Below are 12,976 nucleotides of genomic sequence, written 5' to 3'. Positions count from 1 at the left end.
TCCTTTACTTCTAAGTTACTATGAAATGTCCACGATATTTTCCATCACAATTAGTAAGTGAAGAATTGTCCCCTAGATGTAAAAAATCTAGGGGATTTTTTAAGCTCTTCAAGCCTAGCATCCTGGATTCACGCTTATAGAAAGCAAATGACACTGATTCCATAGTCTTTACACTAAAATAGGCTAAGATTTCTGCCTCATCATTCCACATAAAGTTTACACACACTCGACCAGTATACCTAGCCAAGAATATGTTCGTGTTCCAAACCCAAGATTTGCTGCCTGTTTCCCCTCCCTTTCCATGTCACCCCGAACACCCTAGCGCTTGGCTAACCACTACGCACTATTCGTGGTACCGCACTTGCTCCCTATCCCCATTACCATGCTGAGCACAAAAAAAGCATCTTCATCCGAGATGGACGAGATACTTTTTTTAACTGAAATATTTCACATAGTTACTATATTGATCCTGCATCATGTCAAGCTTTTCATATAGCTTACGTGCATTTACATTATCTGTTGCCGTTTGCAACGTCACATAACGAGCATGCTGCTGCTCACAACATTGAAATACCTTTTTCATCAATGCCTTGCCCACCCCTTGGCCTCTAGCATCTTCCGTTACATAGATATCATTTAAAATATACGCACACTGTAAAGCAATAGAAGAAAATGTCGGATATAATTGTGCAAAGCCAATTGTTTTACCATTTTCCACTGCTATAAAAATTACTGATTCTTTTAAGGCCATTCGAAGTTGTAAAAATGCTTTCGCACTGCTTTTATCTGACTCAATCCCATAAAATTGGCGATATTCATCAAAAAGCACTGTAAGCTCCTCTAGTTCATGCATTGTTGCTTGAAGTATTTCCATGCCATTCTCCCCTTGTGTCTACCCATCATTGTCTAAAATTATGAAGCTAGTTTTCATTATAAAGGAAATAATGGCATAAAGGAAAGAATAATTCTCAATTTCTAGCAAATATACACTTTTTCATGGTTACTCTTTTAAATAATCGGCAACCTTCTGTACAATATGCTTCCAGTTTAACTCTGCTCTAGCGAATGCTTGAAGGTGCGCGCATGTTTCTGCCAGTAAGGCGTCCTGCTTCGTTACTTGCTGTAATGTCCGTCCCACACTTTCCCAATCATGCGTTGGATGGATTGTACCAAAGCGTTGATGATGGGTAATATCAGCAGCGCCATCAACATCCGTCGTAACGATATAACACCCATTCTTCGCTGCCTCAGCAAATACATGTGCATAACATTCTACTAACGATGTGAGGCAAAAAATTTTAGCTTGCCTATACTCATCCTCTAACTGAACTTTATCATAAATGGGTCCTAATACCGTTACTTTGGAAGCGAACGGGCTCCCTTCTAAAAGTGTGTGTAACTCCTTGCTAAAGTCCTCAGACATTGGACCAACTAAACGATATTCCCAATCGGTGAGCTCAGCGGCTAAAAATGCTTTGACAGCAAGTAGAATTTGTTTTTCAGGAGCATCTAATCGACCAACTGTTAATATTCTATTTTTTTTCTCGCTAAAAGAAACTGGGTCAGTGGGGAAAAATTCATAAAAACCGTTTGGTATATGTTTAATGTCTAGATTCAAAAATTGTTGAATAGACTTTTGAATGGATTCACTTTCAGATGTAAGGACATCACAAAGTTGTAGCAATTCCGTGAAATAAGGGTAAGTCTTTAATCGACTTAACCAAAATCGATTCACATCCAGCTTCATATAGATTTTACCGTTTGGGTTGAATTTTTTATAGGTCTTTAGTATGGATAAATACGATGGATATGGTCCAATTGCAAATGCGATATCAATCTCTTGTGCATGTTCGATTAAGTAGGCATTCATATTGGCAACATAATCAGCTTCGAAAGGAATATGATGGAAAGTTACCGTAGGAAAGCTTTGTTTGAGTAAAGTTTCATTCATTTCAGTTGTTAAAATGGTGACATCATAACCTAAGTATTCGCCTAGTAATATAGGAACAAGACAAAGGTCTTTAAACATATGTGCGTCAGATAGCTTATACGATTCCACACTACAAATAAATGCTATTTTTTTTGACATTGTATCCCCCTTTAAAAAACTATATATATAACATATGCCGCCTCCGAAAATAAGGTGCGTAATTTGGTATTTATCGGTATATCCCCTGCTTCGTATAAATATAGTTAGGCTGTTAAAGATCGCTTTATATGATATTCTCCCTTCAAAATTGCCTCATTTTTGCCTTACATCTATAATTTCAAATCTCTTATTTCAAAATAAACAATAGCCTACCGAACAAATCATTCTATGCATATTGTAAAAAGAAAGTCTTTGTGTTGTTTATTACCATTAAGGTGGTTATAACTTCGCCCTAAAAACAGAGGCCATTAAAGCCTTTAAATGCCTAAAGAATTGAGGGTTCTTACTCATGAATATTAGTTTTTTAACTCCTGCTTACAATAGTGAAGCATGGATATTAACAATGCTCGATAGTATACCTAAAGAATATGCCTACGAAATTATCGTTTGTGATGATGGATCAACCGACAAGACGTTAGCAATTTTACAAGAATATCAAAAAAACTGTCCTTCGTTAAAAATATTAATCAACCACACTAATATAGGTGCTAGTGATTCCTATAATCGATGCATCGCAGAAGCAACGGGCGATTATATAGCCATCATTGATAGTGATGATCATTATTTACCGGCCATTACAGATGTTTTGATACAAGTGGACGGTCAATTTGATATTTATTACTACAACATGTTAACAAAAGCAGGTTATACATTTATTAAAAACGAAACGAATCGTTATTCATTACCTGGACAGTTTAAAATTATCCGCAGAAGTTTCATAGGTGATGCAAAGTTTACGAAAAGAAAAGATATTGCGGGAGATTGGGACTTTAATTGCGCATTAATGATCAAAAATCCTACATGCAAATACACAGATCTATTAGCATATTGGTACAACTTCCCAAGAGAAAATTCTGAATACGATTTACATTTAAGAGGTTTGAAATAGGCGTAGGCTTAGTAATAAGGAGGTGTAAAATACAATACGATGTTTAAAGATAAAATATTATTAATAACTGGAGGCACTGGTTCATTTGGCAATGCCGTCTTACAACGGTTCTTAAATACAGATATTAAGGAAATTCGAATTTTCTCAAGAGATGAAAAAAAGCAAGAAGATATGCGTATTTTATATCAGAATAACAAAATCAAGTTTTATATTGGGGATGTTCGTGACATCCAAAGCCTTCACAATGCCATGTATAATGTAGATTTTGTATTCCATGCAGCTGCCCTTAAGCAAGTTCCCTCCTGCGAGTTTTTCCCACTTGAAGCTGTCAAAACAAATATTCTTGGCACTGAAAATGTATTGACTGCAGCTATTCAAGCAGGCGTTCGCAAAATCATTTGTCTTTCTACTGATAAAGCCGCCTACCCTGTCAATGCAATGGGCATTTCGAAAGCAATGATGGAGAAAACATTCATCGCCAAATCAAGGATGGTTCACGCCGATAAAACTTTAATTTGCGGAACGAGATATGGTAATGTTATGGCTTCTCGCGGCTCTGTCATTCCCTTATTCATGGAACAAATTAAGACTGGGAAACCACTAACTATTACTGATCCAACAATGACGCGTTTTATGATGAGCTTGGATGAAGCAGTTGAGTTAGTATTATATGCCTTCTTACATGCGGATAACGGGGACATCATGGTACAAAAATCTCCCTCAGCATACATTGAGGATTTAGCACAAGCACTGCTGGAAATTTTCCAAGCTCAAAATAACATTCAAATTATCGGTACACGCCATGGAGAAAAGAAATATGAGGTACTATTAACAAAGGAAGAAGCGGCTAAAGCGATTGACGTTGGTAATTTTTACAAAATCCCAGCAGACAATCGCGATTTAAATTATGGTAAATACCTTGATGAGGGCTCTCCTAAAATCACTTTAACAGATGAATATAACTCAAATAATACAAAAATCCTTTCCATACAAGAAATAAAGGAAAAATTATTAAAGCTCTCGCGCATTCAAGAAGAACTACATAACTGGACGGGAGGAAAACCTTGAAATTTTTAGTTCTTGGTGCAACGGGGATGGCGGGGCATACCATTTCCTTATTTTTAAGTATGCGGGGGCATGAAGTCACAACCTATTCAAGATCAGCCTTTCCCTATGGAAAAAGCATAACTGGTGATATTACAGATTCTACTTTTTTACAACAACTACTGCTAGATAACTATGATGTTATTATTAATTGCATTGGCGTTTTAAATGAAGCGTGTGATGATAACCGTGCAAAAGCTGTCTATCTAAATAGCTTTTTACCACATGCCATTACTGCTTTCCTAAAAAAAACGCAGACAAGGCTATTTCATATGAGTACAGATTGTGTGTTTTCAGGAAAAGCAGCACCTTATAGTGAAAACAGTATCCGAGACGGTGAAACCTTTTATGACCGCACAAAGGGATTAGGGGAAATTGACAGTCCTCGGCATTTAACATTCCGAAACTCCATCATCGGTCCTGATTTGAAAGAACATGGTATTGGACTATTTAATTGGTTTATGAAACAAAATGGTCCCATTAACGGTTATACAGGTGCCATTTGGACGGGTGTCACAACCCTGACATTAGCTAAAGCAATGGAAAGAGCAGCAATGGAAGGAACAACTGGTCTTTACCATCTCGTAAATCCAGTAAGTATCAATAAGTTCGATTTACTACAATTATTCAATAAACACTTTAAAGATAATCAGATTACCATTAACCCCTCGTCATTAGTAAATTTAGATAAAACTTTAATCAATACACGAAATGATTTTTCATATAAAGTACCTAGCTACGAAGAAATGATTATAGAAATGAAGGACTGGATATACGCACATAAAAAACTATATCCCCATTATTTTAAATGAATAAAAAAGTCGAATCCTCTTTTAGGTTCGACTTTTTTGGTGTCACTTTTTTGGCGCCAGGCACCTTCCATAATTTGTCATTAAAGTTTGCCTATGAAACCTTTCCTTGACTCGAACTGAATTTTTCTATCACAATCTTCGCAGGAAAATTTCCCCTGCATATTTTGTTTGTATAGTTTATATTTCCTTGTCCCTTCTATAACCTCGAAAATTTCCTTACAAAAAATACAGCGAAGCGAATAGGTAATCATAATGCTTCCTCCTCTACTTGTAATCGGAATTTTTTGGAATACAGTACAAAGTATAATGCAACTGCACATAAAATACTTAGAATACCGAAAGCAACTGCAGTCATTTGAAGCGTAAACCATTGTGCAAATAGACCTAATAATAATGTAAAGATTATTTGTAAACTACTTTGAAAAATGTTTGCGATACTGCCAAAGCGCCCCATCAATTCAGGTGGTACACTGTGCTGATAAAACGTTTCATACCCCGTATTACAAAATGCCATGAAAAAACCTAGTAAAGCAATACTGACAAACGCCAATACGCTTGTTGTTGAAGCATAAAAAGCAGTATAAAATAGCATGGTCATAAATAAGCCAAAAGCCATATATGAACGAGTAGACCATTTTTTTGCAAAGCTTGCTGCAACCATCCCACCTAATATAGCCCCAGCTCCGGCAATACTTACAAAGGCACCATATAAACTATCGGATAAAGCTAAGTCTTGCTTGATAAATGTTGCTTCTTGGGAATCCAGCGCAAAGGCAATCATTAATGCACATTGGAATAGTAAATAAATCGCGATAAATATTTGATGTTGGCGGATGAAAGCTACTACTGCCTGATAGTCACTTTTTAACACACGCCAGGTAATACGTTGCCGTAAAGTTTCATGAGCATCATCTACATCGGGTAATAAGTATATAAATATGGCACAAACAAAAAATGTAACGCTATTGAACCAAATCGTAATCGTTGTATTAAAAAGCATAATGAGGAGACCAGCTAGTGCTGGACCAAGTAAAAACGAACCTGAATTAAATGTGCCCAGAACTGCATTGAATCTTTGTCTATCTTCAGATGGAACAAGTTTTGTAATGTAATAGGTGCTACTTGGCCCAAAAAAACTACTCGCAATATTCGCTAGAAATAACAATGTATAGATTAGCCAAATAGATTCCATAAATGGCATACAAAAAACGACGATCCCTCGAATAATATCAGTTGTCATCATTAACTTACGTTTATTCATACGATCGATGAAAGAACCTGCAACCAAATTTGTTAAAACTCTCGCTAAAGGTCCAACAATAAAAATTCCGGCCATTGCTGCTGGTGATTGTGTCAAATGCCAAACAAATAAATTTAGCGCTACAAGGTAAATCCAATTTCCTAAATTGGAAAAACCTAAGCCACCAATTAACAAACTATATTTTCGAATGATTTTCATGAAGTTGTTCCCCCCTATCCTAATAACGAACTCATCATCATTTGAACCTTTGCACTTGCAGATATGCCAATCGACAATCATCTTGTTTAAGTCTTTTTTCGGTTAATGAACTGACCAAGAGTTACCTTTATTATATGTTATCAAAATATTCCATTTATTGTGTATTTTTACGTAAAAAATTGAATAAAGGAAATTTACATCACATCCACAATAAAACCACTATTTTAGTCATTCTGGTGTTAGATTGTAAACTATTGATTTCCGTTACAAGCTGATACTTTCCACGCTAGCACTTGCCTGCTTTTCCCACTAGAGTGAGCACCCTTTCCACCAATCAATTGAATCTATCCATAGATTTTGTATCTATGGAAGAACAAACACCATTTCCACTGTAAAATCCAGTTTTTCTCATTCGTTTTTTAATTCCCTGTTCTTTGACCAAAAATTAAAGGGACAAACATATTATTTATGTTCATCCCAAAAATCCTTGCTAAAACTCGTATTCGTATGGTGTTTCCCTGCTGGCTTAGCTATATCTGAACCACGAATAATGGCGCCTTTTCCAAACTTCTGCTCAATTTGATCAACCAGTTTAATAATGGGCTCCTCTTTGACATGTTCTTCAAAGTTAAAGAATGTTAACTGCTGTGTCGTTTCTTTAATATCACTGACATTCGATACAGTAACACCTAGTAATCTAACCGGCTCTTCATGCCAATGTTTATTAAATAAATTCCATGCTTGCTCAACAATATCCTCTTTAGCATTAATCGCATTATTCATGGACTTACTTCGTGTATACGTCTCCCAATCAGCAGTCCGAATCATAACACTTACGGTAACGCCTGCAAGTTTTTTTGCCTTTAATCTTCCAGCAACCTTCTCAGAAAGCATCGAAATTATTTCATATAATTCATCTCTGTCCGTCACGTCATGTGACAACGTTGTTGAGTTCCCTACACTTTTCGTATCATATATGGCTTCTGGGTCCACAGGTCTGTCATCTTGGCCATTCGCCTTTTGCTTCATACGTGGACCATTGATGCCAAAATTTTGCTTTAATACATATTCATCAGCAACCGCGAGTTCCCCAATTGTTTGAATATCTAACTTTTTCAGCTTCTCTGCTGTACGTTTGCCAATTCCATGCATCTCAATTACAGGCATCGGCCACAATATTGCTGGCACGTCTCGCTTTCGAAGTACCGTAATACCCATCGGCTTTTTCATATCACTTGCCATTTTCGCCAAGAATTTATTTGGTGCAATGCCTATTGAACAAGGCAGTTGAAGCTCGGTCCAAATTCTCTCTTGCAGATCTTGGACATGTTGCAATACATTTTGCCCCTCGATAATAGGTAGCTGCAAGTACCCTTCATCAATTGAAACTGGCTGGAGAATTTCACTATATTCCTTTAATAAATTGAAAAAAGACTTCGAAGCTGTCCGATAACGATCAAAATTTGGAGGTCGTACGATGAGCTCAGGGCATTTTCGCCGTGCTTCTCCAACATTCATCGTTGTATAAACACCTCTAGCCCTTGCTTCGTAGCTACACGTAATAATTATACCTCTACGTTCTTTAGGATTGCCCGCGATTGCGACTGGCTTTCCTTTTAAAGAGGTATCATAAATTTGTTCAACAGAAGCATAAAAGCAATTAAGGTCAATATGTAAAATAATTCTTCCTTTGCTCATATGTCATCACCCCATTAACTCAGCTACAGTTTTTTAAAATGTGAATACGAAAACAGTTGTATTCATAATTTCATTTCGTATAATTCCCCATCACTTACCCTGTGTTGAAATGTTAACGCGAATATGGCCCAACCGTCTTCGTGAGAATAACTATACTTAGTTTCATTATACTAATCTTGAGGAACTAGTGTGTAAATAAAGATTAATGCCATATGAACTTCAATATTTTTCAAATGACTCCACCCTTAATACGCCTTGAGTAATTAAAAGAAGGATATTGGCTAGGAATACTACTCCCACTCAATATCCCAACTTCTTTAAATTTTTTATGACTACATTTAGTGAGAAATTAAGTTTCAAAGACTGCCAATCTCAGCTTCTGCAGTAGTTCCTCTATTACGCATGTGAAATTATCAGCTACTACTTTTAGACATTAACAGCCTCGAATTCAAGTAAAGGTTAGTGTTTTTTCATAAAATAAAGACAGTTTCTATTTATAGAGAGACCCGCCAAAAGAATGCTGTTCAGCAAACACGGTGTTGTATCCCCCATCCATTTATCATGAACCAAACATATTCGGTTTTACTTCTTTAGGTATAGGATTTTTATAAGCATGATTTGTTTGCTTGGCATGCTCTCGTTTCGCCTCGACAATGAGTTGTTCATTTTGTAGGAGGTCAATGGCTGTTAAAGCCATTACCTTACCAGCATAAAGCATACCCTTATGGCCCAATGCCGTTTTCCCTTGTGATACAAGTTGCCATGTATGAAGAGGCGTACCTAATACGAAGCAAGTTGTAAAGAATTGCGCTGTCGGCACTACCCAGCTCACATCAGCTACATCCGTAGAACCCGCCATCGATAAATTGGATTTTGTGTACGGCACAATTTTCTCATAAAAAGGCGTATCTACATTTTCTAAAGCTAATTCCTCTGCATATCCTCCTGCAAGTAGCTTAATCTCCTCTTTCGCACTTTGCATTTCATGTGGCGAGATAGAGTGATGCATATCTACCGCATAAGCCATTTCTTCATTTGTATAGTGAGGCAAGCCAACTTTTTGCAATTTCTCATAGATAATTTTATTTATCGTATCATTCGGTAAATAATTCGAACACGCTTTATCAAACTTGATGGTCACATTCGTTTCCGTCATGAGCGAGGCACCTTGCGCAATCTTTACGATGCGTTGGTAAATTCCGTCTACTTCCTTAATATTTTTTGCTCTAATTAAATACAAGACTTTTGCATGCGATTGCACCACATTTGGAGACATCCCGCCGGTATCCGTCACAGCATAGTGCACTCGGGCTGTAGTGGTAATATGTTCACGTAAATAATTCACACCAACATTCATTAATTCTACTGCATCTAAAGCACTTCTTCCTAGATGAGGGGAATTGGCAGCATGCGCAGCAACACCTTCAAACTCAAAATATACTTGATAGTTGGCTAAAGAAGAAAAACTAAACACGCTTGTAAACGAATTTGGATGCCAAGTTAAAGCGATATCAACATCGTCAAAAACACCTTCACGCACCATGAACGTTTTACCAGAGCCGCCTTCTTCCGCAGGACAACCATAATAGCGTATTGTCCCAGTCAATTCACCCGCTACAATTAAATCCTTTAATACAGCAACCGCCGCTACACCAGCTGTACCAAGCAGGTTATGTCCGCATCCATGGCCGTTCCCGCCCTCAACAGTAGCCTCACGTATTGGTGATGACGACTTTTGATTGAGCCTTGGGAGTGCGTCATACTCGCCTAATATGCCAATCACAGGGCCTGCTGTACCATAGCTTGCTATGAATGCAGTCGGTAACCCAGCAATCCCTACTTCTACTTCAAAACCAATACTTTTCAAATAGGACGTCAATACATGTACAGACTCATACTCTTCAAACCGCGTTTCCGCAATGTCCCATATTCGATCAGCTAAATCTATGATGTCTTGCTTATATTGCTTTAATAAATGATCTATCTTTTCTTTCATACCATTCATGTTTCGTTAGCCTCCTCATAAATTTGGAAAACCGTATTTAACCAAATTTCAATGGCAGTTAGCATGTCATCTTCTGCTATATCAAAACATTCATGATGATGTCCAGCAGCTAACGTTGTGCCAATAATGGAATAACATGCCTGACCACCCTGTTCCTGCACTTTTTTCATTAAAAAGGTTGCATCCTCAGAACCCGCTTTGAACTCATTAAAATCGATGACTTGTTGAATGCTGGTCTTGCTTGCCGCTTTTGCTAAAATTCCTGCTAGTTCTCTATTAGAAGGAATGTTGATGGCATACCCTACTTTTTCAAGTGTTGCCTCTACCCCATACATCGTTGCAGCCCCTTGTATAATTTGTTCCACTTTTTGTTCGTAAAAAGCATTTATTTCTGATGTTTCTGCTCTAATTTCAAACTGTGCCTCCGCGTACGACGGGATAATATTACGGCCAGTACCTGCCAGAAGTTTTCCGACGTTTACGCGTGAAACCCCATCACTATGAGGGGGTAAGCTATGAAGTGCAAGCGTCGCCTGTGCACTTGCTAATAGCGCATTTTTCCCACGCTCAGGAAATGCCCCTGAATGGGCTGCCACTCCATGAAACTTTACATCATATTTGGTAGATGCTAAAAATCCATCAGTTCCTGCTACGAATGTTCCTTTTGGGATTCCTGTACCAATGTGTAGCGCCATAAAAAAATCCACATCATCTAGATGCGATGACTCTGCGATCACACTTCCGCCACGTGCTCCTTCTTCTGCTGGCTGGAATATAATTTTTATCTTGCCTTTTAACATTTCTTTTCTTTCCATTAATTGTTGTGCAAGACCCAAGCCTATTGCCGCATGACTATCATGACCACAAGCATGCATTGCTCCTTCATGTTTTGATCGAAAACCAAGTTGAGAAGGGACATGACTGTTTGCTGCAGACTCCAAAATTGGCAAGGCGTCAATATCTACACGAAATGCAATAGTAGGGCCAGGTTTTCCAGTATCCAATGTAGCTACAACACCTGTAAATCCGCCCTTCATTTTTTCTAGCCAGTATATTGGAGCCCCCTCTCTTTTGGCCAAATCATAGGAAGCATCCAAAACTTGCTGCTCTGGCACGCCTAAACGCTCAGAAGTAATGACCTCTTTACCTGCTTTCACATCATAATTCCAGTCATCTAAGTAACTGGCAATGAGTGACGCTGTTCTAAACTCCAGCCATCCCACTTCAGGATATTGATGAAAATCACGTCTCCATGAAATGACTGTATTTAAATAATTTTTATCTATTTTAATGGATGTCATATAAAATTCTCTCCTAATCTAGTAAGAAATTTACTCCCGGTCCGATTGGGACATTGAAGAATACAAATACGAGCATTAATACTATCCACGCAATTAGGAAAACAAGTGTGTATGGAATCATCAGGGACATCAATGTACCAATACCTGCTCGCTTATTGTAAACCTGTACAAATCCTAAAATAATCGCGAAATACGTATTAAGCGGTGTTACCATATTCGTTGATGATTCACCAATACGATATGCTAGTTGGATGAACGCTGGATGATAACCGAGCACCATAAATGTTGGAACAAAAATTGGTGCAACTAACGACCACAAAGCAGATCCACTAATAATAAACAAGCTTAACAACGCAACTAATAACACGAATAATACAATGGAGAAGACATTTGTTAAATTAATCATCGTTAAGAAATCGGCTAGATGAACAGCCATCCAAGTCGCAATATTTGTCCAGTTGAAGTAACCTATGAATTGTGCAATCATAAAGATTAATACAATATAGCTAGATAAATCTTTTATCGCTAATGTCATAATTTCAGGAACATCTGCCGTTTTTGTAATCTTCTTCACCGATATACCATATGTGATACCTGTTACTAAAAAAAACATAAATAAAATCGGTACAATACCAGATAAGAATGGTGAGCGTAAAATTGTCCCATCGTCATTTAATAACGGTGAATTCGGCATTAAGATTAACACCAAAATAATGATGATATATAGCAATGCAACTATACCTGTATTGCGTAATGCGCGGTTTTCTAGTGTTGTTAATGCTGTTGACTCTGCTTTTTTCTCGCCAGTGTAAGCGCCTAAGCGAGGTTCCACAAACTTGTCGGTTACAAGCGCACCAAGGAAAGCTAATAAAAATGTTGAAGCACTCATGAAGAACCAGTTGTCTAAAGGCGATACGATTATATCAGGTATGATTCCCTTTGCAATCTCAGTAGTTATCCCTGATAGTAAAGCATCCGTACCTGCTATTAAAATATTTGCTGTAAATCCAATCCCTGCACCGGCTAGACCTGCTGCCAAACCAGCTAATGGATGGCGACCTAAAGATAAGAAGACGAGAGCCGCTAATGGTGGAATGACTACAAAAGCTGCATCTGAAGCGATATTACCTAAAATACCAATGAACACGACCATGAATGTCACAATCTTTTTTGGCGTTTTTGTAATAGCTTTTGTCATTAAAGCTGAGAATAACCCCACTTTCTCAGACAAACCAATCCCTAACATCATTGTCAATACTAAGCCGAGCGGCGCAAAACCAGTGAAATTCGTTAACGTGTTTGCTAATATATAGCGGAGTCCGTCCTTGGATAACAAGTTTTGCACAACTACCTCTTCCCCCGTATTAGGATGTGTGACAGCAACTTGCATTGTACCCAAAATAGCTGAAACAGCAACTAAAACTACAGTTAAATAAAAAAACAACATAAATGGATGAGGCAGTCTATTACCCACTTTTTCAATAACATCTAGAAATTTATTAAAAAATCCATTATTGTTCATGTCAAAATCTGATTGTGTTTTCATCCAAATCCCCCTT

At 37.6% G+C, this 12,976-nt stretch carries 10 protein-coding genes; 3 read left to right on the top strand and 7 right to left on the bottom strand.

The window, feature by feature from the left end:
• Positions 1 to 433 precede the first annotated feature (433 nt).
• Positions 434 to 874, bottom strand: a complete 441-nt coding sequence (locus tag C9J35_RS06810) for a GNAT family N-acetyltransferase (RefSeq protein WP_107923921.1) — start codon at positions 872 to 874, stop codon at positions 434 to 436.
• 126 nt (positions 875 to 1,000) lie between these two features.
• A complete protein-coding gene (locus C9J35_RS06805; RefSeq protein WP_107923920.1) occupies positions 1,001 to 2,089 on the bottom strand; it encodes a glycosyltransferase family 4 protein in 1,089 nt (362 codons plus the stop codon).
• A gap of 349 nt (positions 2,090 to 2,438) precedes the next feature.
• Between C9J35_RS06805 and C9J35_RS06800 the strand changes: the two genes are divergently transcribed.
• Genes C9J35_RS06800 through C9J35_RS06790 form a run of 3 tightly spaced genes read left to right on the top strand, consistent with a single transcriptional unit; the run spans position 2,439 to position 4,954 of the window.
• On the top strand, positions 2,439 to 3,038 hold the full coding sequence (locus tag C9J35_RS06800; RefSeq protein WP_107923919.1) for a glycosyltransferase family 2 protein: 600 nt from the start codon (positions 2,439 to 2,441) through the stop codon (positions 3,036 to 3,038).
• A gap of 39 nt (positions 3,039 to 3,077) precedes the next feature.
• Positions 3,078 to 4,106: a polysaccharide biosynthesis protein gene (locus C9J35_RS06795; protein WP_107923918.1), complete on the top strand. Its 1,029-nt coding sequence runs from the start codon at positions 3,078 to 3,080 to the stop codon at positions 4,104 to 4,106.
• Positions 4,103 to 4,954, top strand: coding sequence for an SDR family oxidoreductase (locus C9J35_RS06790; RefSeq protein ID WP_107923917.1), 852 nt, complete (start codon positions 4,103 to 4,105; stop codon positions 4,952 to 4,954). Before C9J35_RS06795 ends, C9J35_RS06790 begins: the two co-directional genes overlap by 4 nt.
• Before the next feature lie 247 nt (positions 4,955 to 5,201).
• Here C9J35_RS06790 and C9J35_RS06785 read toward each other — a convergent pair whose 3' ends face one another.
• From C9J35_RS06785 to C9J35_RS06765, 5 genes are all read right to left on the bottom strand, one after another.
• Positions 5,202 to 6,413, bottom strand: a complete 1,212-nt coding sequence (locus tag C9J35_RS06785; RefSeq protein ID WP_107923916.1) for an MFS transporter — start codon at positions 6,411 to 6,413, stop codon at positions 5,202 to 5,204.
• Positions 6,414 to 6,875: 462 nt separating this feature from the next.
• The gene (locus tag C9J35_RS06780) at positions 6,876 to 8,111 is read right to left on the bottom strand and encodes a DNA polymerase IV (protein ID WP_107923915.1); all 1,236 of its coding nucleotides are present in this window, start codon (positions 8,109 to 8,111) and stop codon (positions 6,876 to 6,878) included.
• A gap of 559 nt (positions 8,112 to 8,670) precedes the next feature.
• Complete coding sequence (locus C9J35_RS06775; protein WP_107923914.1) at positions 8,671 to 10,116, bottom strand: amidohydrolase; 1,446 nt, start codon at positions 10,114 to 10,116, stop codon at positions 8,671 to 8,673.
• On the bottom strand, positions 10,113 to 11,417 hold the full coding sequence (locus C9J35_RS06770) for an amidohydrolase (RefSeq protein WP_107923913.1): 1,305 nt from the start codon (positions 11,415 to 11,417) through the stop codon (positions 10,113 to 10,115). The genes C9J35_RS06775 and C9J35_RS06770 overlap by 4 nt, the downstream gene beginning before the upstream one ends.
• A gap of 13 nt (positions 11,418 to 11,430) precedes the next feature.
• Positions 11,431 to 12,963 carry an AbgT family transporter gene (locus C9J35_RS06765; RefSeq protein ID WP_235616221.1) on the bottom strand — a complete coding sequence of 511 codons (1,533 nt, stop codon included), beginning with the start codon at positions 12,961 to 12,963 and terminating at the stop codon, positions 11,431 to 11,433.
• Between the last annotated feature and the right edge of the window lie 13 nt (positions 12,964 to 12,976).

It is taken from the genome of Lysinibacillus parviboronicapiens (assembly GCF_003049575.1).
Lineage (GTDB): Bacteria > Bacillota > Bacilli > Bacillales_A > Planococcaceae > Lysinibacillus > Lysinibacillus parviboronicapiens.
Note: the sequence above shows the minus strand (reverse complement) of the source record. Positions and strands in the feature narration are given on the sequence as shown.